This is a genomic window from Pseudomonas syringae (assembly GCF_002157375.1).
Taxonomy (GTDB): Bacteria; Pseudomonadota; Gammaproteobacteria; order Pseudomonadales; family Pseudomonadaceae; genus Aquipseudomonas; species Aquipseudomonas syringae_T.
The window spans coordinates 146,194-167,420 of record NZ_MTSA01000010.1 but is presented as its reverse complement, the minus strand read 5'-3'; the positions used below and the strand labels follow the sequence as shown (position 1 = coordinate 167,420).

At 58.8% G+C, this 21,227-nt stretch carries 15 protein-coding genes and 2 pseudogenes; 7 read left to right on the top strand and 10 right to left on the bottom strand.

The window, feature by feature from the left end; all coding sequences use genetic code 11:
* Positions 1–28: 28 nt before the first annotated feature.
* From dgcB to etfB, 3 genes are read left to right on the top strand one after another with little or no spacing between them, the layout of a single operon-like run.
* On the top strand, positions 29–1,987 hold the full coding sequence (gene dgcB / locus BW686_RS14670) for a dimethylglycine demethylation protein DgcB (RefSeq protein ID WP_084918089.1): 1,959 nt from the start codon (positions 29–31) through the stop codon (positions 1,985–1,987).
* Positions 1,987–3,207: an electron transfer flavoprotein subunit alpha gene (etfA, locus tag BW686_RS14665; protein WP_084917964.1), complete on the top strand. Its 1,221-nt coding sequence runs from the start codon at positions 1,987–1,989 to the stop codon at positions 3,205–3,207. The genes dgcB and etfA overlap by 1 nt, the downstream gene beginning before the upstream one ends.
* The gene (gene etfB, locus BW686_RS14660) at positions 3,197–4,003 is read left to right on the top strand and encodes an electron transfer flavoprotein subunit beta (RefSeq protein WP_084917962.1); all 807 of its coding nucleotides are present in this window, start codon (positions 3,197–3,199) and stop codon (positions 4,001–4,003) included. Before etfA ends, etfB begins: the two co-directional genes overlap by 11 nt.
* Positions 4,004–4,646: 643 nt before the next feature.
* Here the strand turns inward: etfB and BW686_RS14655 are convergent.
* Together BW686_RS14655 and gbcA are read right to left on the bottom strand one after the other, a co-directional pair.
* Complete coding sequence (locus tag BW686_RS14655; RefSeq protein WP_084917960.1) at positions 4,647–7,079, bottom strand: fibronectin type III domain-containing protein; 2,433 nt, start codon at positions 7,077–7,079, stop codon at positions 4,647–4,649.
* A gap of 243 nt (positions 7,080–7,322) precedes the next feature.
* Entirely contained in the window at positions 7,323–8,621 is a 1,299-nt protein-coding gene (gene gbcA, locus BW686_RS14650; RefSeq protein WP_084917958.1) for a glycine-betaine demethylase subunit GbcA, read from the bottom strand.
* A 309-nt stretch (positions 8,622–8,930) separates the two neighbouring features.
* Between gbcA and gbcB the strand changes: the two genes are divergently transcribed.
* From gbcB to BW686_RS26845, 3 genes are all read left to right on the top strand, one after another.
* A complete protein-coding gene (gene gbcB / locus BW686_RS14640; RefSeq protein WP_084917956.1) occupies positions 8,931–10,031 on the top strand; it encodes a glycine-betaine demethylase subunit GbcB in 1,101 nt (366 codons plus the stop codon).
* Positions 10,032–10,161: 130 nt separating this feature from the next.
* A complete protein-coding gene (locus tag BW686_RS27145; protein WP_084917953.1) occupies positions 10,162–10,356 on the top strand; it encodes a hypothetical protein in 195 nt (64 codons plus the stop codon).
* Between the two features lie 109 nt (positions 10,357–10,465).
* The gene (locus tag BW686_RS26845) at positions 10,466–10,642 is read left to right on the top strand and encodes a hypothetical protein (RefSeq protein ID WP_179149270.1); all 177 of its coding nucleotides are present in this window, start codon (positions 10,466–10,468) and stop codon (positions 10,640–10,642) included.
* Positions 10,643–10,894: 252 nt separating this feature from the next.
* Here BW686_RS26845 and BW686_RS14630 read toward each other — a convergent pair whose 3' ends face one another.
* Both BW686_RS14630 and BW686_RS14625 read right to left on the bottom strand, forming a co-directional pair.
* Entirely contained in the window at positions 10,895–11,161 is a 267-nt protein-coding gene (locus BW686_RS14630; RefSeq protein ID WP_084917951.1) for a hypothetical protein, read from the bottom strand.
* A 122-nt stretch (positions 11,162–11,283) separates the two neighbouring features.
* A complete protein-coding gene (locus tag BW686_RS14625) occupies positions 11,284–11,514 on the bottom strand; it encodes a DUF6124 family protein (RefSeq protein WP_084917949.1) in 231 nt (76 codons plus the stop codon).
* Positions 11,515–11,893: 379 nt separating this feature from the next.
* On the opposite strand from BW686_RS14625, the gene BW686_RS14620 reads away from it, so the two are divergent.
* Positions 11,894–12,730, top strand: coding sequence for a 23S rRNA (adenine(2030)-N(6))-methyltransferase RlmJ (locus BW686_RS14620; protein ID WP_084917947.1), 837 nt, complete (start codon positions 11,894–11,896; stop codon positions 12,728–12,730).
* A 218-nt stretch (positions 12,731–12,948) separates the two neighbouring features.
* Here the strand turns inward: BW686_RS14620 and BW686_RS27140 are convergent.
* The 6 genes and pseudogenes from BW686_RS27140 to BW686_RS14590 all read right to left on the bottom strand — a co-directional run.
* Positions 12,949–13,044, bottom strand: a pseudogene (locus BW686_RS27140) (peptide-methionine (S)-S-oxide reductase); the annotation flags it as partial.
* A gap of 147 nt (positions 13,045–13,191) precedes the next feature.
* Positions 13,192–13,839, bottom strand: a complete 648-nt coding sequence (gene msrA / locus BW686_RS14610) for a peptide-methionine (S)-S-oxide reductase MsrA (RefSeq protein ID WP_084917943.1) — start codon at positions 13,837–13,839, stop codon at positions 13,192–13,194.
* Positions 13,840–13,986: 147 nt separating this feature from the next.
* Positions 13,987–16,678 (bottom strand): annotated as a pseudogene (locus BW686_RS14605) (sensor domain-containing phosphodiesterase).
* A gap of 213 nt (positions 16,679–16,891) precedes the next feature.
* Complete coding sequence (gene mdtD / locus BW686_RS14600) at positions 16,892–18,340, bottom strand: multidrug transporter subunit MdtD (RefSeq protein ID WP_084917941.1); 1,449 nt, start codon at positions 18,338–18,340, stop codon at positions 16,892–16,894.
* Between the two features lie 9 nt (positions 18,341–18,349).
* Positions 18,350–19,675, bottom strand: coding sequence for a TldD/PmbA family protein (locus tag BW686_RS14595; RefSeq protein ID WP_084917939.1), 1,326 nt, complete (start codon positions 19,673–19,675; stop codon positions 18,350–18,352).
* Entirely contained in the window at positions 19,675–21,117 is a 1,443-nt protein-coding gene (locus tag BW686_RS14590) for a TldD/PmbA family protein (RefSeq protein WP_084917937.1), read from the bottom strand. The genes BW686_RS14595 and BW686_RS14590 overlap by 1 nt, the downstream gene beginning before the upstream one ends.
* Between the last annotated feature and the right edge of the window lie 110 nt (positions 21,118–21,227).

Sequence of the window (21,227 nt, the reverse complement as noted above, 5' to 3'; positions counted from 1 at the left end):
CAGGATCGCTTCGTCTTTGGAGCTTCAGATGCTAGACACCCTTCTTCCCATCCTGCTGTTCAGCGCCCTGGCCCTCGCGGCGCTGGGCGCATGGCGGCGGGTAAACATGTGGCGTAACGGCCGGCCTGCGAAAGTCGATCTGCTCGGCGGTCTGCTGGCCATGCCCAAGCGTTACATGGTCGATCTCCATCATGTGGTCGCACGCGACAAATATATCGCCAACACCCACGTAGCCACCGCGGGCGGAGCCGTCGCCTCGATAGTGCTGGCGATTCTGGTGCATGGTTTCGGTCTGCATAACCGCGTGCTTGGCTACGCGCTGCTGCTGATGACGGCGGTCATGTTCGTCGGCGCGGTGTTTGTCTACCGTCGTCGTCTCAACCCGCCTGCGCGCCTGTCGAAAGGCCCGTGGATGCGCCTGCCGAAAAGCCTGATGGCGTTTTCCGCGAGCTTTTTTCTGGTCACGTTGCCGGTTGCCGGCATTCTCCCAGAGCATTTCGGCGGCTGGGTGCTGGTGGTCGTCCTTGGGTTGGGCGTGCTGTGGGGCGTGAGCGAACTGTTTTTCGGCATGACCTGGGGCGGGCCGATGAAGCACGCCTTTGCCGGTGCCTTGCACCTGGCCTGGCACCGGCGCGCCGAGCGCTTTGGCGGCGGACGCTCCACCGGCTTGAAACCGCTGGACCTGAACGACCGGACTGCTCCGTTGGGTGTGGAGAAACCTCAAGACTTCACCTGGAATCAACTGCTGGGCTTCGACGCCTGCGTACAGTGCGGCAAATGTGAAGCCGCGTGCCCGGCGTTTGCGGCAGGTCAGCCGCTGAACCCCAAGAAGCTGATTCAGGACATGGTCGTCGGTCTGGCCGGTGGCACCGACGCGAAATTCGCCGGCAGCCCGTATCCATCGCTGGACGGCAAAGGCAAGCCGCTGGGCGAGCATGGCGGCCATCCGCATCAGCCTATCGTCAACGGTCTGGTGGACGCCGAGACGTTGTGGTCCTGCACCACGTGCCGTGCGTGTGTCGAAGAGTGCCCGATGATGATCGAGCATGTTGATGCCATCGTCGACATGCGCCGTTACCTGACCCTGGAAAAAGGCGCGACGCCGAACAAGGGCGCCGAAGTACTGGATAACCTGATCGCCACCGACAACCCCGGCGGTTTCGCACCGGGCGGGCGGATGAACTGGGCGGCGGATCTGAACCTGAAGCTGCTCAGCGAATGCAAGACCGCTGACGTGCTGTTCTGGGTCGGCGATGGCGCCTTCGATATGCGCAATCAACGCACCCTGCGTGCCTTCGTCAAAGTCCTCAAAGCGGCCAAGGTCGATTTCGCCGTGCTGGGCCTCGAAGAGCGGGACAGTGGCGACGTGGCACGACGTCTGGGCGATGAAGCGACGTTTCAGATGCTCGCCCGCCGCAACATCCAGACCCTGGCTCACTACCGCTTCAAGCGCATCGTCACCTGCGACCCGCACAGCTTTCATGTGCTGAAAAACGAATACGGCGCGCTGGGAGGCGACTATCAGGTGCAGCACCACAGCACGTTCATGGCTGAGTTGATCAAGAGCGGCGCACTGAACCTGAGTCAGCACAAAGGCACCCGCGTGACCTATCACGACCCGTGTTACCTGGGCCGTTACAACGGCGAATATGAAGCGCCACGCGATGTGCTGCGTGCGCTCGGGATCGACCTCCAGGAAATGCAGCGCTCGGGCTTTCGCTCTCGTTGCTGTGGTGGCGGTGGCGGCGCGCCCATTACTGATATCCCCGGCAGACAGCGAGTTCCCGACATGCGCATGGAAGACATTCGCGAGACCGCCGCCGAGCTGGTGGCAGTGGGTTGTCCACAATGCACGGCCATGCTCGAAGGTGTTGTCGAACCGCGTCCGCCCATCAAGGACATTGCCGAACTGGTGGCTGACGCGCTGATCGATGACGTTATCCCCAGCCCGGCCTCTGCAAAACGTGAACCTGCGGAGGTGCTCTGATGAGCGATATTATCCGCCGCGATCCGCGGGCCGAATGGATTACCCGCAATCGTCTGCACCCGCTGCACGCGGCGATGCAACCTGCGCAAAGCAGCTGGATGGGGCCAAACGGGTTGATGCGCAAGAACGTGCATGGCCTGGGCTTCATGGGGCCGAACGGTATCAAGCGCATCGACCGCAGTGGCGCGCAACAGGGCGGCACCGTCAGGCGCTCGGTCGCAGCCGAGGTCCAGCTGCCGCTGTTCGCGGTGGCCGAGCCAGCGTTCTACATCAGCGTTGTTCCCGACATGGTCGGCGGTCGATTGACCAGCCATGACCGCGACCTGCTGGGCCTGGCGCGCCAGTTGGCGGGTGCCGACGGCGCAGTGCTGGCGGTTGTGTTCGGCGAACATAAAGAGACCGCGTTCGATACGTCGGGGGTGGATCGCCTGTTGCTGCTCGACGGCAATGCGTTCAGCGGTTATTCACCTGAGCAACGTGTGCAAGGGCTGTGTGCTGTGGATAACCAGTTCAGCCCGCGGCACTGGTTACTTCCTGACAGCCGCACTGGCGGTGGCGAACTGGGAAGACGTTTTGCAGCCAGCCTCGGCGAGCGCCCCGCGACGCGCGTCTGGCAGATCAAAGACCAACAGTGCATCAGTCGCGCCGGGGCAGGGCGTGAAGACCTGGTTCGGCCATTGGCACGTCTCATTCTGGCCGCTGTCGAGTGCGCCGAGCCTGTCAGCGAAACCCGGCATGAAGCATTGCCCGTCGAGTTATCCACAGACGTGGCGCGTAGCCTGCCGCGTATCGAGGACCTTGGCGCGGTTGCTGTCGATCCTGCCGTTATCCCCATGGCTGAAGCAGAGTTCATTCTGTCGGGCGGTAATGGCGTCAAGGACTGGGATCTTTTTCACCGCACAGCGATGGCGCTCGGCGCAACTGAGGGTGCCTCTAGGGTGGCGGTGGACGACGGTTACATGGGACGTGAGCGTCAGGTGGGCGCGAGCGGCACGTGGGTCACGGCACGGGTTTATCTGGCTGTGGGTATTTCCGGGGCCATCCAGCACCTGCAAGGTATCGGTGCCTGCGACAAGGTCATTGCGATCAATCTGGACCCAGGCTGCGACATGATCAAGCGTGCTGACTTGTCAGTGATTGGTGACAGTGCCGACATCCTGAGGGCCTTGATCGCAGCGGTCGACGCATGGCGTAACGGGGAGACGCGTGATGCAGCCTGAACTGAATGATTCGTCTGTGGATAAACCGGCGGTGTCCGTCATCGGCCTTGTTTCTGTGGGCGCGCACCCGACATCCGGTCGGGCGCGACGCGCTGAACAGGACGCACGCGCAGTAGAGCTTGGCTTGCAGCTGGCTGGGGATAACTTGCAAGTGTTGCATGCCGGCAATCCTGAAGAACCCGCCTTGCGCGCCTACCTGGGAATGGGCTTGAGCGAGCTGCATGTGCTTGAGCAGGCAGACGGTGACGATGCACTGTTCGCGTTGACGGAGTACATACGCGACTCGGGTGCGCAGTTGGTGTTGGCCGGCAGCCAGGCTGAAACCGGTGAAGGCTCTGGCATGCTGCCATTTCTGCTGGCCGAGGGCCTCGGCTGGCCAGTGGTGACAGGGCTGGCAGAGGTCGAGTCACTGGATAACGGCACTGCGCTGGTGCTGCAAGCCCTGCCGCGTGGTCAACGTCGCCGCCTCAAGGTTCGCTTGCCGTTTGTGGCAACTGTGGATAACGCAGCTCCCAAACCCCGACAAAGTGCGTTCGGCCCTGCGCAGCGCGGCGCGCTGGACGTCAGTGAGACTCAAAGGGTGGTCGATGAGTTATTCACTGACCACGCGCTGCAAGCCGCCAGGCCACGGCCGAAACGTCTGAAAGTCATCAAGGCCAAGAGCGGTGCTGATCGTATGAAAGCGGCCACCGCCAAGGCAAGTGGGGGCGGTGGGCAGGTGTTGAAGGGCGTACACCCTGATGAAGGAGCGGCTGCCATCCTGAAACTGTTGGTCGATGAGGGGGTTTTGAGGTGAGGCGCGGTTGCTTCGCTGCACTTACGCACAATCTCTGTGCGTGCGGCTGTGGATAATATGTTTGTGAAAGCCTGAAGCCCTTGTAAAACGTGGTCTGTGTCATGCTGTTCAAAAAACGATCAGCTTAAGCCATTATTTTTATTGGTTTTTTTCGGAGGCTGTACAAAAAGTACGTCTGACTTGCCCACAATCCCTGTTGGCCTGCCTGTTGATAAGTTGTTCATGGTCGTCTGGAAGCCTTTTAAACAGAGGCTTCTAAAGAATCGTTCAAAAAGTGATCAGGGCTTGGCGCTGAGGGTGTCGTATTCATTCAGTCGCATTCTTTCCAGCCATTCTGAACGTTGTCCACAGCAGCGCTTGCGTTTATAAAGTTATGCCCAAAGCCTGTTGGTGTCTCTGTGGATAAGGTGTTTGCGTTCTTCTGTACGCCACTAAAAACGCCGGTTGCAGCCGTTTGAGCAAAAAATAGACAGCGGCTTGCCTGAAAAGTAGCTCGGATAAACCATTGATCTCCGAGCTATCTGGCCCTTAAAAAAACGACTTATCCATGAATACCCTGAGGCTCTGTGGATAAGTCGCTTCATCATTGCGCTACCGCGCCCTTTTCATGAGCGATTACGGCAGGCATGTGTCAGTACCGGGATCACTGCCATTCTTTTGGGAGGTCGCGATACACCTTCTCTACCCAGAGCTCCCATAAGGTCGGCGCACTGCCTGGCGCCCAGTCTGATTGTGAGCGGTGAGGATTGATGCAGATATAAGTAGCGCCGTTATACGTCACCTTATCGCCTTTCACGTATTCAACATTCTGTGCCCACTCGTCCAATGCCGCGCTGGTGAACGCCTGCACAACATTGCTGGGGCCAGATAGGTCTGAGTCTATATTCCGCGCGCCTATCAAAAACTGGTACATCTTGCCAGCGGTCAGCCCTTCAGCGGTGTACGTGAACGTCGTTGAATCAAGATTCACTGTTTTACCGCCGATGTAGTAAACATGGTAAGACGCTACTTCAGTAGGGCTTGAGAGCGTGTTCCCATTTTTCGAGGGGCTTTGAGGCTTGTCCCACTGTAATGAAACACTGGTCGCCGTTGCGCCTGTCTGACGCAGGTTTTCAGGAGGGTTAGGCCGATCAGGAGATGGCACACTCTTGGTTGTCGCCAGGATTTCTTCAGACAGTATGGAACTGTTCCCCAGACTGTCCGTTGCCTTGATCTGATAACCATACAGGTGGCTTTGCGAGAGCCCTGTGTCGGTAAAAGGAGGCTTTTCGACTGTACCCAGCGGGACCTTATCCCTGACCAGTTCATAGACAACCGGACCATGAGGGTGTTCGACAAGGCTCCACTCCAGCGTCACCGACGATGTGGTCTGTACGGTTGATCTCAAGTCATCAGGCTCTGGGGGGTTGAGGGGTACAGGCGGGCCGTCACCGGTCCGGACCTTCAGCAAATTACCGGGCGGTGAATACTCAGATTCGGCATCCTGCGCAAAGACGCGGTATTCATAGTTGGTACTGGGAATGAGGTTGTTATCGACGTAGCGAGTCTCGATACTCCAGGTTATTTCTAAAGGCCAGCCATCCCGTTCAACGACATACGTTTTGATTTCGCTGTTACTGGTGGACTCCGTCCATGTCAGCGTTACGCTGTTTTCTGTGACCTCTTCAAGGCTCAAAACGGGCGCGGTCGGTTTTGTATTACCTCCGCCTTGCCCCTGCGTCAGTACGCTGAGCGCTGCGGAAAATGCAGAGGTGTTGCCCATGACATCTATCGCACGCACCTGGTAGCTGTAAGTGGTGCCAGGCTGAAGGCCGGTATCAGTGTAAGCTGGGCTGTCCGAGAACAGGGCGTCGCTGTTGTTGCGGCGCAACTCGTATTGCCGGATCGGGTGCGCGCCTGTCGAGGGCGACCAGCTCAGTGTCACCGATGTCGGAGTCTGTTCGGTTGATTTGAGGCCGGCAGGCACTGACGGTGTGTCAGGCACAGGCGTCTCACCTCCGGTCAAGTAGCCATAACGATTCTTGAATTCCCAGTTGTATTCCTCACCTGCCTTGTTTTTTCCGGCATCCCAGTTGACTGACCAGGTCATCAGACCGCGAATAGGATTACCAGCGTCCTCCAGCTCTTTCAGTGCATTTTTGACGTGATTAATATCAATCACGTAACCGGAAGCGGCGGCGTCTCTGTTGGTGGGTAGACCGATAGCCAGCCTGTCGGCCGGGATTTTTGTGTAGGTACGTGTACCGTGGATCAAACTATCGGTCAGGTAGTAAAGAAACTCTTTCTTCAGGGCATCGTTGCTTTGAGTGACCCACATGTTCAGCTCATCGACCCAGACACCGTCACCCCCCTGGTTGTAATACTGGGGTGCGATGAAGTCGTAAATGTCCTCCAGCGCTTCGATATATTTGATGTACGCACCTTGGGTTCTAAGCGATTCAAGAAACGACACCAGCGGGTTCAGGAAGGGAAAGTACTTCCTGATCTCGTTAAAGATCGCCAGTTTTTGAGGGGCTCTCAGGTAGGGGAACTCCGGTGCCATGCTGATGATGAAATGCTTCCCTTCGGTTTCGTAATGCTCGCGTACCATTCTCAGTGCCGCTGGCAATACGGTCTGGTTATCGGCAAACGTAATGGCGGCTTGCTCAAGGTCGATGTCCAGACCGTCAAAGCCATAGACTTCAACCAAACGAATGATTTCATACGCCAGCGCTTCTTCCTGGCCAGTGCATAGCTCGATATGCGCATCAGCCCCGCCGAGGGAAATCAGCACCGCACGGCCTTGCGCATTCAGTTGCGCCACCTGGTCGCGAAAGTCAGCGTCGCTCAGGTTATAGGGCTTGAAGGTGGGGATGCCAGCGCCTTTCATGAACGCCACGGCCACAACGTTATATTCTTTTGGAATGTCAGTCAGCGCCATTTCCTTGAACAGACCCTGCTGGTAACCCTGGCCCGGTTCAGAACCCCAGTTATGCCAGAAGCCCATCAGTATCTTCTTGCCTCTGATGTCCGGCATGTCAGAGGCTGCATCGATTTTCTTGTTTTTATATTGCTTTATGACGTTAGGGTTGAGCATGGTTCGTGTCTCCGTCCGTTGGATGTACACAGTGTTTTCAGGCACGCGGTCCAGCCCGATCCTTGGGTCTGGTTATTTCAGCAGTCCTACAGCTCTGATAATCGCCGGCCATCGTGCCTGAGGCATTCGATTCACCGCGACTCAAGTTGAGCATGGGAAGGAGTTTCGCGTAACTGTCAGAAATGCCGGTATCGACAAGAAACGCGAACGTCCCGAGCAAGAGTAAAAAGGTAGGGGCAATCCTTACTCGTGATTCACCGCCACACCCTTCAAATAAGGCGCAGGCTCTGCCCCAAGGTTTTCCAGCATGCGCGAGCTGTACCAGTCAACGAAGTTGACCACGCCGAACTCATAGGTTTTCGAGTAAGGGCCGGGCTGATAGGCGGTGGAGTTGATGCCGCGCTGGTTTTCTTCGGCCAGGCGACGGTCCTGGTCATTGGTGGCATCCCAGACCTGTCGCATGCGCTCAACGTCGTAGTCCACGCCTTCTACTGCATCTTTGTGGACAATCCACTTGGTGGTCACCATGGTTTCCTGCGCGCTGATGGGCCAGACGGTGAACACGATGATGTGATCGCCCATGCAGTGGTTCCATGAGTGCGGCAAATGCAGGATGCGCATCGAACCCAAGTCCGGGTTCTGGATGCGGCCCATCAGTTTCTTGCAGCCGACCTTGCCGTCCAGGGTCATCGAGACCGTGCCCTTGAGCAACGGCATGCGCACGATGCGGTTGCGCAGCCCGAAACTGGCGTGGGCGTAGGGGATTTTCTCCGCGTCCCAAGCTGCGGCGGATGCGGCCACATGATCCTTGAATGCCTGATCGGCACGCGGGTCGGTGACGTCGTCCCATTCCAGCAGGGTCTTGAGCAGTTCCGGGTGCGAACCGCCGCAGTGGTAGCACTCACGGTTGTTTTCCAGCACCAGCTTCCAGTTGGCTTTTTCCATCAAGGTGGTCTGCACCGCCACCTTGGTGTTTTCCATGTCATAGGGTTCCATGTAGTGCCGAAGGGTCGACAGGAACTCATCGATGGCCGGCGGGTTCTCCGCCAGGCTGATGAAAATGTAACCGCCTGCGGTCTTGACGTGGACCGGCTTGAGGCCGAACTGCTTCATGTCGAAGTCGTCGCCCATCTCGGTGCCTGCATACAGCAGGCGCCCGTCGAGTTCGTAGGTCCACTGGTGGTAATGGCAGACGAGCTTGGCGACCTTGCCTTTCTCGGCTGTACACAGACGCGAGCCACGATGGCGACATACGTTATGGAACGCATTGACTGCGCCGTCCGGGCCGCGGACCACCAGGATCGGATTCTTGCCGATCTGCAACGTCAGGTAGTTGCCCTTGGTCGGGATCTCGCAAGTCATCCCGGCGATCAGCCACTCTTTATGAAAGATTTCCTGCATGTCGATTTCAAACAGCCGTTCATCACTGTAGAACGGCTGCGGCAGCGAGTAGGTGCGCTCGCGATTCTGCAGCATGTCTGCAGTGGCCTTGCGTGCAGGTTCCAGCGGATCGCCCAGGCTCAAAGTTGCGGTGACGTCCATCGTTAAATCCCTCATGACCGCGTCATGGGCGGCCTGCGAATGTGGCTGATACGGTTGGGGGGCGCGTTGCACGCAAGACAGTAGATCAGTCGTTCATGCGGATAATCCCTGTCGGCGAGTGTGGAGCCGGGCGTGCGGCGAACCTTATCCATGGGCGACATGGCCGAATCCGTTCCCGACGCGACAGGCCTTGTTCCTCGGGGCTGGTCGCGGTAAGTACGTGAATGTCGTTGGCAGGTAAATGGTCGTCTCGCGCGTTACGCAGAATCCGCAGCATGAGAGGCCGACAGTCGGCCGTGGAGATCGAGTATGTCCCAAAGTTTCCTGAGCCCGGTCACGACCCAGACATGGGCTAACGGGCGCCATCTGGTACGAGTCGTCAAAGTCATTCAGGAAACCTGGGACGTTCGCACCTTTTGCTTCATGGCCGACCAGCCGATCATGTTCTTTTTCAAGCCCGGGCAATTTGTGACCCTGGAGCTGGAGATTGACGGTCTGCCGATCATGCGCTCATACACCATCTCGAGTTCGCCCTCGGTGCCGTACAGTTTCTCGATCACCGTCAAGCGTGTGCCGGGCGGCAAGGTCTCCAATTATCTGCATGACACCCTGAGCGAAGGGCAGGAGCTGGCGGTGCATGGCCCGGTCGGGTTGTTCAACGCCATCGATTTCCCGAACCCGAAAATCCTCTACCTCAGTGGCGGCGTGGGCATCACGCCGGTGATGTCGATGGCGCGCTGGTTCTACGACACCAACGCCAACGTCGATATGGTGTTCGTCCACAGCGCGCGCTCGCCCAAGGACATCATCTACCACCGCGAGCTGGAGCATATGGCCTCGCGGATCGACAACTTCAGCCTGCACCTGGTCTGTGAAAAACACGGGCTGGGCGAACCCTGGGCGGGTTATCGAGGTTACCTGAATCAGAAAATGCTCGAGCTGATGGCCCCGGACTTCATGGAGCGCGAAGTCTTCTGTTGCGGGCCGACGCCTTACATGACAGCGGTCAAGCGTCTGTTGCAGGAAAACGGCTTCAACATGGCTCAGTACCATGAAGAATCATTTGGCGCGACACCCGCCGAAGCCCGCGCCGATGCGGTCGAGCAGGCCGAAATTGCTGCCGACGCGCCGGACGTCGATATCGCCGACCTGCATCAAGTGGAGTTCACCGACACCGGCAAGAGCATCCGCGTGGCCCCGGGCGAAACCGTCCACGCCGCCGCCGCCAAACTCGGCCTGATGATCCCCAAAGCCTGCGGTATGGGCATCTGCGGAACGTGCAAGGTCATGAAATTGAGTGGCGAAGTGGAAATGGAACACAACGGCGGCATTACGGATGAGGATGTTGCAGAGGGCTACATTCTGTCCTGCTGCAGCGTGCCGCAGGGCGATGTGCGGATTGAGTATTAAGGCGATTTTTTCGTACGCTTTGAACCCGTCTGGTTCTGTATCATAAAGAGGGTTTACACGATTAGCCTTGAAAGATAATTATCTGTTCGGGCATTGCGGGCAGCCGTGCCGACAACCTACAGGACGTGTGATGTTACAAAACGATCGTCACAACCTGGAGCTTGAGAAGCTTCAATTGGAATGTCGGAAGCTTGTTGCAGAAACACGAAAGCTGCTGTCAGAAGACAGAAAATTGAAACGAGAGGCGTTTTGGTACCCGTTTCTGGTAGGTGCAGGCCTCATAACCGCAGGCAGCGCAATTCTCAAGTTGCTCGCACCGAACTGATCGACGGGGTTCGAAGGACCTATGCCATCCTTGAAATTTGCGGGTGAAAGGTTCAAATTGCTCTCACGAGGCTCGCTATAGCCTGTGCCATATTTCTACAGGACGAATCATGGATACTTTAACGCCCAAGGTGAGTTCATCCGTCAGTCGTGAAATAGCCGACCTGGATGCACGCATGAGTGCCAAAGAATCATTTGCCTCTCGTATAGGGCTTTTGCCATTTGCTATTGGAGCCCTTGCTGCGCTCGCCACATTGATTGCAGTTCAAGTCATTACCCGCCTGTAGCCTTCATCGGCAGCCAATGCAGCTGGGCTGTCGATGCTTGAAATCTCGAACCGACCCTCCGTGTTGGCATCAAACCCGTTTCGCTCTCGCTCCAGTCGCAAGATTGCACCGCGCTGCACGTTCAGGATCGGACGCGGAACACCACACGACAGTTGATATCATCGCTCCTCACGCTCCAGCGCAGTAATGCCTTGGTTGGCGCTTTGCGTCACCTTATGCGCCGCGACGCATAGTCAGCAGTTGGCTGCGACCTCATGACCCATTCTGAGTCTGCCTGTAAACCGCCAGCGCGGGCAGCAGTTGCTGGTCGATGGCCTGGCGCACGGCGGGGAGTAGAGTGGCGCTGCCGGTCAGGAGTTGCTCGATCAGGCGTCGCAGGGCTGTCGCGCGTTCGGCGTTGAGGCCGCAGACGGCGTGTGCGCAGGCTTGTTCAGCCGTTGCGCCGCTCGGTGTTTCGAATCCCAGTGCTCTGAGCTGGCCGAGCAGGTCTTCCTGGTCAATCAGGTCTGCGTGCATCATGGCGTCTGTTCCTTTGATCGGGCTTTTTCCGATTCTGGTAGGACAGCCGGCCACGGGCAACCCCTGAAAGGGGCGGATGGCAGAATTGACTACAGGTGCGTCGTTTTCAGTTCACGGCGAGGTCAGCTGGATTGAAGGTTATCGATGGTCCTGTCGACCATCACCTTTGCCATCTCGGTCAGGTGCATGATCGACAGTGTCATGTCCCGCTGCGTGCCTGTCATGCTGTCGCTGAACTCCGCGGCGCTGGTGATGGCGCAACGCAGCAGGTCACTGGCGTGCATGAGTGCGTCTTCATGGTTGATGTCCGGGTTGGCCGTGAAGAGGGGTGGATCGGGTACGATTTTCAGCATGTGAGACTCCTAATCGATAATCAGTAGGTCGTCACTTCGGCTACTAATCGAAGGTGGCGGCCGCACGCAGGTAGTAGCCCGGTGATTAGGAACCGGTGCATCCGAAGACGCCCCACGCACGGCCACCATAAAGATGCAGGCCGTATAAAAGCGCCTTGCATAAGGTGGCGCATTGCGCCTAATCACATCGAGGGCTACTAATCCTCATCGCTGGATATGCAGCGACGGGCGCAGAGTAGAGATCGAAACGGACAGGCACAAGGGCGTGGGAGTTTCTCGGAAATTTCCTTCAAGCGATACAGACGAGTCCCGCAAATTCGTTACAAATTCTTGTTCATTGCTCAGGTTTGCTAAACTGCGCAGCCTGCCAGGAGCTGCCATGAATTACCGTCACGCCTACCATGCCGGCAACCACGCCGACGTGTTCAAACACCTGACCCTGACTCGCTTGATCGCCCTGATGGCGCGCAAGGATCAGCCGTTCGCCTACCTCGACACCCACGCCGGTCTCGGGCTGTACGACCTCAAAGGCGATCAGGCCACCCGCACCGGCGAGTGGCTGGAAGGCATCGGTCGTCTGTGGAACACCCCCGACCTGCCTGCGCTGGCGGCTGATTACCTGCAAGTGCTGCACGACATGAACCCCGATGGCGAACTGCGCTACTACCCCGGTTCGCCTGAGCTGGCCCGTCGCCTGACTCGCGAGCGCGAGCGTGTGTTGCTTAACGAAAAGCACCCTGAAGACGGGCGTCTGCTCAAGGAGAACATGAAAGGCGACCGCCGCGTTGCGGTGCATCTGGGGGAGGGCTGGCACGTGCCACGCGCCTTGCTGCCTGTCGCTGAAAAGCGTGCCGTCATGCTGATCGACCCGCCGTTCGAGCAACTCGATGAAATGAAACGCTGCGCTGTAGCGCTCAAGGAAACCATCGGGCGCATGCGCCAGACGGTGGCCGCGATCTGGTACCCGATCAAGGACCCGCGCCTGCTGCGGCGTTTCTATCAGGACTTGGCAGAAACCGGCGCACCCAAGCTGCTACGCGTCGAGCTGTATGTCCATCCGCTGGACAAGCCAGCGAGCCTGAACGGCTCCGGCCTGGCTATCGCCAATCCGCCGTGGGGGCTTGAAGAAGAACTACGCGAATTTATGCCGTACCTGGCCGACAAGCTGGGCCAGACCCAAGGCGGCTGGAAGATGGACTGGTTGATCGCCGAGTAATTGAGCCAGCCGTGACCACTCTGAAGCCCGAAGGGTGCGAGAGGTTCTGTATTCCCAGGCGCAGCAATGAATGAGCTTTTGTGGGAGCGAGCTTGCTCGCGAAAGGGCCAGTGCAGTCCCCGAAAACAGGGCGTTTGAACCATTGCCTTCGCGAGCAAGCTCGCTCCCACTTATCCTGCTAACAAGGCATAGTTGCCTTTTCCTGCCAGTCAGCCAGCTCAAGCCGGCAGACATACCCCAGTGCCGCCCAGGCCGCAGTAGCCCTGCGGGTTTTTGGCCAGGTATTGCTGATGGTAGGTTTCGGCGAAGTAGAATGAGCTTTTGTGGGAGCGAGCTTGCTCGCGAAAGGGCCAGTGCAGTCCCCGAAAACAGGGCGTTTGAACCATTGCCTTCGCGAGCAAGCTCGCTCCCACTTATCCTGCTAACAAGGCATAGTTGCCTTTTCCTGCCAGTCAGCCAGCTCAAGCCGGCAGGCAAACCCCGGTGCCGCCCAGGCCGCAGTAGCCCTGCGGGTTCTTGGCCAGGTATTGCTGGTGATACGCCTCGGCGAAATAGACCGTCGGGGCTTCTTCGATTTCGGTGGTAATCCCGCCCAGGCCGGCTTTGTTCAGTTCGGCCTGGAACACGTCAGCGCTGGCTTTGGCGGTGGCGAGCTGTTCAGGCGTCGTGCAGTAGATGACCGAGCGGTACTGAGTGCCGATGTCGTTGCCCTGACGCATGCCCTGAGTCGGGTTATGTGCTTCCCAGAACACTTTGAGCAGCGATTCGTAGCTGATCTTTTCAGGCTCGTAGACGACCAGCACCACTTCGGTGTGGCCGGTCAGGCCGGAGCAGACTTCTTCGTAGGTCGGGTTCGGTGTGAACCCGCCGGCGTAACCCGCCACGGTGCTGACAACACCTTCCTGTTGCCACAGGCGACGTTCTGCGCCCCAGAAGCAGCCCATGCCGAAGATGGCGAATTCCACGTTGCTCGAGAATGGCCCCAGCAACGGATTGCCGTTGACGAAGTGAGTTTCCGGAAGCGCCATAGGTGTTTCACGACCCGGGATGGCTTGTTCGGCGGTAGGCAGTACGTTTTTGTTCACAAGAATTTCCGAGCGCAGAGTCATGAACCATATCCTCTCGTTGTGAGACGGGCAGCAGGTAACAGGACGGGTTGATACAAAGAGATAGGTCCCGTTACAGGCAGAAACAAGGGCTGCCGTGTAATAACAGACCCACAGTGTGCCCGAGAGAGCAGGGTGCAGGGAAGGTGGTCAGGCCAGAGGGCGACGGGTGTAGCGCTTCAGTTTCTCGATCAGCTCTTCGCCGGGGATAGGCCTGTCGAACAGATAACCCTGGCCTACGTCACACCGATGACGGCGCAGAAACGCCAGTTGGGCGGCAGTTTCAATGCCTTCGGCGACCACTTTGAGCTTGAGGTTGTGAGCCATGGCGATGACCGCGGAGGTGATCTCCATGTCGTCTTCATCATCCGGAATATCGCGAATGAAGCTGCGATCGATCTTGATCACATCGATGGGGAATTTTTTCAGGTAGCTGAACGAAGAATAACCGGTGCCAAAGTCATCCATGGCCAGTGACAGGCCGAGTTTCTTCAGCGAGTCGAGTTGCTGGCGAGTGTCTTCAGTGGCTTCCAGCAACAGGCCCTCGGTCAGTTCCAGCTCCAGCAACGAAGGGTCAAGTTCTTCCTCTTTGAGAATAGAGGCAATCGATGACACCAGCTCGGGATCGGAAAACTGCTTGGGCGACACGTTGATCGCCACCTGAAGATGACCGAAGCCCGCTGCGGTGAGGTCTTTGCTCATGCGGCAGGACTGGCGGGCAACCCATTTGCCGATGGGAATGATCAGGCCGGTTTCTTCTGCCACGCTGATGAACTGGTCTGGGCGAATCATGCCTTTTTCAGGGTGATTCCAGCGCAGCAACGCCTCCATGCCCAACAGGCGGCCAGTCAGCAGGCACAGCTTGGGTTGATAGAAGACTTCCAGCTCGTTCTGGGTCAGCGCGCGGCGCAGGTTGTTCTCGACGAACAGCTTGTAGCTGGCCTCGGCGTTCAACGCTTCAGTGAACACCTGAACCTGATGCTTGCCATTGGCTTTGGCCTTGTGCAGGGCCAGGCCGGCATTCTTCATAAGGGTCTGTGGATCACGGCCATGCAATGGCGCGCAGGCCAGGCCGACCGAACCGGTCACGCTGATCAACTGGTTGTCGACGAACATCGGTTTGTCCAGCGTGGCAAGAACCTGGCTGGCAATGGCCTGCCCGGCTTCCTGCCCGGTGTTGTCCAGCAGCACCGCGAATTCATTACTGGCGAAGCGCGCCAGGACGTCCGACGGGCTGAGCGTGTTGCGCAGGCGACGCGCCAGGCTGATCAGCAATTTGTCGCCAGTCTGATGGCCGAGGCTGTCGTTGATGCGCTTGAAATTGTCGATGTCGACCAGCAACAGGCTCATCGGTGTATCAGTGTCACGGGCAAAGCGCTCGTCCAGATTGCGGATGAACGCCGGACGGTTGCCCAGATTGGTCAGGTTATCGGTGTAGGCCAGGCGCTCGATGCGCTGCTGGGCCAGCTTGCTCTGGGTGATGTCCTCGTAAATGCCGATGTAATGCGTTAGCTCGCGATTGTCGCCATACACCTTGGAAATCGACAATTGGCCCCAGTAGGGTTCGAGGTTCTTGCGTCGGCTTTTGAACTCGCCCTGCCAACTGTTGCTGTTGGTCAGGCTGGAGTTGGCTTCCAGCAGCAACTGGTTGAGGTTTTCCAGGGCCGGCAGCTCCGAGAGCTTGCGCCCGGAGACTTCATCGGAGCTGTACTGGGTGATCGCCGTGAAGCTCGGGTTGACGTACTCCACCACGCCGTTGCAGTTGACCAGCAGAAAGGCATTGGCGCTTTGTTCGACGGCGCGCTGGAACAGGTGCAACGCAATGGTGGCGGCACGCCGGTTGTGATTGTTGATGACCTGAGCGAACTGGTCCGCCAGCTCGCCGGCGAAGGCAATCTCGTCGGACTGCCAGTCGCGTGTCGCGCCGGACTGTTCAAGACAGAGCACGCCGACGACCTGGCCGTCGATACGAATACTGGCATCCAGAACGGCCCGTGTTTCACCCGGCCTCAGGCCTTCTGCCATTTCACGGGTGCGCGGGTCTTTCTGGATATTGCTGGCATCGATGGCGCGACTGGTGTTCAGGGCCTGCAGATAAGTCGGATAAGGGCTGATGTCGATCGGCGACAGGGTCTGATAATGGCCGCTTTCCCGGTGATAATCGGTGATCGGCTCCAGACGCTTGTCGTTGAGGTTCCAGATGCTGGCGTGATCGACATCGTAGATGTCACAGGCGCTTCGGGTGATCAGTTCCGCCGCTTCCAGCAGGGTGTTGGCGGTGGTGTAACGGTGGCGTGTCAGGCGCAGGATCAGGTCTTGCTGGGCGCGCACGCGCTCCAGGTGGAAACTGGTCACGCTGGGCGCGCTGGTTGAGCTCCAGCGCAATCTGCAGCCTGAGGTTGCGGGTTTCGAGATCGGAGTCTGCGGCTGACTCGTTTTCGACAACGAGCCCCTCGACGATCAGAAAATAACCGCGCAGAAGATGCCGGTTGTGCTGCCGGTAGCCTTCGCCGATTTCCAGCAGGCCAAGCGGCCCCTTCGGGCTGTGCAGGGTGTAGCGAATCAGGTAATTCGGAGAGGACGCCAGTTGCAGCTGGATGTCATCGTGCAGTTGATAGCGTACTTCCGGCTCCATGAGACTGGCATAAGGGGATCCAATCAGAGCGCAAAGGTCAACCGCGGGCAGCCCCAACTGCTTTTCGCAGTTTGGATCAAGAAACAACAGCGCCCAATTGGCTTCATTCAGCCGCTCGAAACGCAGCATGCCCAGGCGCGAAGGCACTGGCAATTGCGTCACTACCTCGGCTGCGGATCTACCGGCAGCATCGGTTTGGCTTTTCATGAACAAACTCGCTTCCAGAATACTAGTCGCGACGGGCAGAAACCCGCTTTCGCGTACGGCAAGGTTGCATCATGCGGCCCATGCTTACAAGAGACCACGGTGGCTTAGTGCTATAAATGTGTCGGCCGATTGTCCTGGTTCTGCAATGTATCTGGTCGGTTACTTAAAATACTCTGTTTTCGGGCCTGAAAGCCCTGTTTTCAGCCATTTGAATCAGCTTTCTTCCACGTCATTCTTGAGAACGCCTGCCTGTGCGGAGCGCGTTTCTGCGTCCTTGGCAGGCAACTGCAGGAAAATCCCTGCCGCGAACATCGCCAGCACCCCGACGCTCAGGAACGTCATCTGAAACGCACCCAGCATGCTGCTGACTTCACCGGTGGCGACTTCTTCGCTGAAGCCGCCCAACAATGCCGCCGCGCTGGCAACCCCCAGGCTCAGGGACAACTGTGCCACGACCGAGAGCAAACTGTTGCCGCTCGCGGCGCTGGCGTCGTCCAGATCGATCAGGGTCACGGTGTTCATTGCCGTGAACTGCAACGAATTCACAGCGCCGAGCAGCCCCAGTTGTATCAGCAAGACCCAGTACGGTGTCTGCATATCCACCAGCGCCAGGCTTGCCAGCAGGATGCCCAGCAACAATGTATTGCCGGTGAGAATGCGGCGATAGCCCAAATGTTCGATCAGCCAGCGCGCCACCGTCTTGGCGAACATACCGGCGGCGGCCAGTGGCAGCATGCTCATGCCGGCCTGAGAGGGCGAATAGCCAAGCGCCACTTGCAACAGCAATGGCACCAGAAACGGCAGGGCGCCGCTGCCCAGCCGAGCGAACAGGTTACCCATGATGCCGACCGCAAACGTCCGGGTACGGAACAACGAAGGGGCGAACAACGGCGACTCGATGTGCCCCGCGCGTAGCCAGTACGCTGCCAGGCAACCCATCCCGGCAAACAGCAGCAGCACCACGCGCATGTGTGGCAGGTGCAATTCGCCCAGGCCTTCAAGGGCAATGGTGATCAGCACCATCGCCGTGCCGAACAGGATGAATCCGATGCCGTCGAAGTGCGTCCGGCCACCGCCAGGCAGGTCGGGAATGAAGTGTTTGACCGCGTAACACCCCAGCAGCCCGACCGGGATATTGATCAGGAAGATCCAGTGCCAGCTCAGGTATTCGACCATCCAGCCGCCCAGTGTCGGACCCAGCAACGGGCCGAGCAGACCGGGGACGGTGATGAAACCCAGGATCCTCACCAGTTCCGACCGGGGGTAAGCGCGCAAGACGATCAGACGCCCGATGGGCACCATCAACGCGCCTCCCAGCCCCTGAATCACCCGCGCGGCCACGAGTACATCCAGCGACCAGGACAGCGCGCACAACAGCGAACCGAAGCTGAACAGCAAAATGGCGCTGAAAAAGATGCGCTTGATGCCGAACCGGTCAGCGATCCAGCCTGAAGCCGGAATCAGTAGCGCGATGGTCAGCATGTAGGCAATGACCACGGACTGCATGCGCAGTGGATCTTCTGCCAGCGAACGCGCCATCGACGGCAGTGCCGTATTGAGGATCGTGCCGTCCAGGCTTTGCATGAAGAACGCGATGGCAATGACCCAGGGCATCCAGCGCAGGGTCTTTTCGTCCATGATCGGCGCTGCTGAGTTCGGCATAGGCTCCTGCTACAACGTGAGAGTGAGTTGACTGATCAGCGCACCGGGCAAATGGATGGAGCCGGTCTGGCGCTGACTGTAGGTACTCGATTGCAGGATCAGTTCCCGCTCTCGGGTGAGGTCTTCCAGTGCGCTGCCTAAAAGGCTGTAGGCACTGTCATCGAAACGCATGGTGCTGACCGGCGCGACGATCTTGCCGTCTTCGACCCAGAACGTTGCGAAACGTGTCATGCCGGTCAGGCGTGCTGCCGGCCGGTCCGAGAAGTTCAAGTACCACAGGTTGCTGATGTAAAGGCCGGTCCCGAGTTTTTCAAGCACCTGATCCAGCTCCAGCGAACCCCCGGCCATGTCCAGCGCGTTAGGCCCTTCACCGTAATCCGCGCCATTGGCGGGCAGGTCATATTCGGCGGCGCTGCTTGAGTCCACCAGTCGCTCGCGAGCCTGACCGTTGACCACCAGTGCCAGGTCCTTGCGCGGATAACCTTCCCGCGAAAAAGCAGGGGAGAACGAACCGCTGACGTGCTCGTCAATGCTGATCAGCGGGCTGAACCGGGCGTCACCGTCGTACAAGCGTTGCAGCGGGCTGCGTTTGCTGGCCAGCGCTTGCGCGGAAAACCCGCCCCAGGTGAGCATATCAATGACCTCATTCACGGCCGCCGGAGCCAGGTAGGCGCGATACTGGCCAGGTTCGAGGGTGTGCAGCGGGCGACCAAGGAACTCCAGTTGTTCGCGTGCCTGCTCGAAGCGCCGTACAAAGGCCTCACTGTTCCAGTCGTGACCGGCGTAGCCGGCTTTCACCGCCTGCCCGTTCTCATGAAACAGGCTCCAGTCGAAATTGAAGCTGTTGGCCTGATGCCAGCCCAGCGCCCCCCAGGAACTGGCGAACCCGCGGTACAGCGGGCCGGCAGCGTAGAAACCCACCAGGTCCAGGTCACGCGACAATTCGCTGATCTGCCCGACCACTTCCGCGCTGTCCGGCAGTGGGACGTTCTGCACGTTGCTGCTTTGCCAGGCCTCTGTATTGGGCAGCAGATACGGATCCTCGGACAACGACGGCAGGGTGTCGCGCAACTGTTGCAGGGCATCGCTCAGGCGCTGGGTGTCGATGTCGGTATCGCCGGACAGCGTCACTTGCAGATTGGCGTGGCGTCCATTGTCGATCAGCTTGAAGGTGGCGACCGCCTGCTGCACGCGCCCGGCCTGGCGAACCTGACCGTGATTGAAGCGAATAAAGTCCGACACCTCGGCATCGTAAGCCAGGGTGAACTGTTCGGTCGGGCTGATGGCAGCCTTGAGCGTGGCGGCCAGCGCCTCGAATTGCTGTTGGTGCGGCATCAGGCAGCCCCTCCAAATACGTCGATATTGGCAAATACACAGGCCGGAGAGGCATGGCCGACACAGATCGCCTGATTGGGTTCGCCCTTGCCACAGTTGGGCGTGCCCAGCACTTTGAAGGTACTGGCGTCGCCGACCGCACTGAGGCTTTTCCAGAACTGCGCAGAGATCGCCCGATAATTAGGGTTCTTCACCACGCCTTTCAGCTCACCGTTCTCGATCAACTGGCCCCATTCACAGCCGAACTGGAACTTGTTGCGGGCATCGTCGATGGACCACGAGCGGTTGCTCGACATCAGAATGCCGTGCTCGATATCGCCGATCAGGTCATTCATGGACCGGTCGCCCGGCTCGATGTTCAGGTTGGCCATGCGGTCGATAGGTGCGCGATTCCAGTTGCAGGCGCGGCTGTTGGCTACGCCTTCCATGCCGCTGCGGTATTGCGACAGCGCGCCACCGAGCGGGCGTTGCAGCACGCCGTCGCGTATCAGAAACTGCTTGCTCGCCGGGGTGGCGTCGTCATCGTGCGCGTAACTGGCAAGCTGTTCGGGAATGTCCGGGTCGAACGTCACGTTCAACAGGCTGGAACCGTATTGCAGCGTGCCGAAATCCGACGTCTTGACGAAGCTGGTGCCCGCGTAATTGCGCTCGTCGCCGAGAATCCGGTCCAGTTCCAGCGGATGGCCGATGGCCTCATGAATCTGCAACACCATCTGGTCCGGCATCAACAGCAAGTCTCGCGGGCCGGATGGCGTGTTGGGCGCCAGGATCAGTTGCAACGCCTGATCGGCCACGTTGGCCGCAGAGCCGATCAGCCCGCAGTTGCTCAACACTTCAAGACCGCCCTGCTGACCGAAATTATGGCCGCCCAGGGTGCGGGTCTGGCTGTCGTGACCGTCGTAGGCCGTCACGCTCATGCCCGGGAAAACGAAACGCTGTGCCTGACGAACCTCGGCGCCCGCGTTGTTCAGATAGAGCTGCTCGACCGTTTCCAGCCCCAGAATGGCCTGCCAGTTGACCAGGCGCTCGTCTTTCGGGACTGCATTGGACTCGGCCATCAGCAGGCCGATGCAGTCGCTCAGCGGCGGGAAGGCCTGGTCCATGTTGGGCGACAGGTAGTCGGCCCGGGCTGTCGACACTGCTTGCGTACTCAGATCCAGCAGCGCATGCGGCGCCAGACGGCGAGCCAGCGTCTCGGCCTGTTGCAGGGCCGCTTGCAGCCCTTGGCGGGAAATGTCGTTAGTGGCTGCGTACGCTTCGACGCCGTTCAGGCGCACGGTCAGCATGGCGCCTTCGTCGCTGCTCAGCGAGGGCGGCTCGGCCACATTTTTGCGCACGCATAGCTGTTGGCCGGTGCGACGCACGTAACGTACGGAAAAGAATTGCGCTTCACTCTGCAAAGCAGCGAAGTGCTGCTTGAGCCGGGCGGAGAAATCGAACATGCAGACAAGCTCCTTCTTGAGGGCGGTCGGTGAAGTCCGGACGGCATTTTGAGCCGATTGCCTTTGAGAAGGAGATTACCCCGTAGATCGCCAGTCTGCACCTACAGGCT

What these genes read in the sequence shown, in the direction of transcription:
- etfB (WP_084917962.1), top strand. Translation starts at nt 3,197, where the DNA reads ATGCAGCCTGAACTGAATGATTCGTCTGTGGATAAACCGGCGGTGTCC.
- etfA (WP_084917964.1), top strand. Translation starts at nt 1,987, where the DNA reads ATGAGCGATATTATCCGCCGCGATCCGCGGGCCGAATGGATTACCCGC.
- BW686_RS14630 (WP_084917951.1), bottom strand. Translation starts at nt 11,161, where the DNA reads ATGATGCACGCAGACCTGATTGACCAGGAAGACCTGCTCGGCCAGCTC.
- BW686_RS14595 (WP_084917939.1), bottom strand. Translation starts at nt 19,675, where the DNA reads ATGCCGCACCAACAGCAATTCGAGGCGCTGGCCGCCACGCTCAAGGCT.
- BW686_RS26845 (WP_179149270.1), top strand. Translation starts at nt 10,466, where the DNA reads ATGGATACTTTAACGCCCAAGGTGAGTTCATCCGTCAGTCGTGAAATA.
- BW686_RS14655 (WP_084917960.1), bottom strand. Translation starts at nt 7,079, where the DNA reads ATGCTCAACCCTAACGTCATAAAGCAATATAAAAACAAGAAAATCGAT.
- msrA (WP_084917943.1), bottom strand. Translation starts at nt 13,839, where the DNA reads ATGACTCTGCGCTCGGAAATTCTTGTGAACAAAAACGTACTGCCTACC.
- dgcB (WP_084918089.1), top strand. Translation starts at nt 29, where the DNA reads ATGCTAGACACCCTTCTTCCCATCCTGCTGTTCAGCGCCCTGGCCCTC.
- BW686_RS14590 (WP_084917937.1), bottom strand. Translation starts at nt 21,117, where the DNA reads ATGTTCGATTTCTCCGCCCGGCTCAAGCAGCACTTCGCTGCTTTGCAG.
- gbcA (WP_084917958.1), bottom strand. Translation starts at nt 8,621, where the DNA reads ATGGACGTCACCGCAACTTTGAGCCTGGGCGATCCGCTGGAACCTGCA.
- BW686_RS14625 (WP_084917949.1), bottom strand. Translation starts at nt 11,514, where the DNA reads ATGCTGAAAATCGTACCCGATCCACCCCTCTTCACGGCCAACCCGGAC.
- mdtD (WP_084917941.1), bottom strand. Translation starts at nt 18,340, where the DNA reads ATGCCGAACTCAGCAGCGCCGATCATGGACGAAAAGACCCTGCGCTGG.
- gbcB (WP_084917956.1), top strand. Translation starts at nt 8,931, where the DNA reads ATGTCCCAAAGTTTCCTGAGCCCGGTCACGACCCAGACATGGGCTAAC.
- BW686_RS14620 (WP_084917947.1), top strand. Translation starts at nt 11,894, where the DNA reads ATGAATTACCGTCACGCCTACCATGCCGGCAACCACGCCGACGTGTTC.
- BW686_RS27145 (WP_084917953.1), top strand. Translation starts at nt 10,162, where the DNA reads ATGTTACAAAACGATCGTCACAACCTGGAGCTTGAGAAGCTTCAATTG.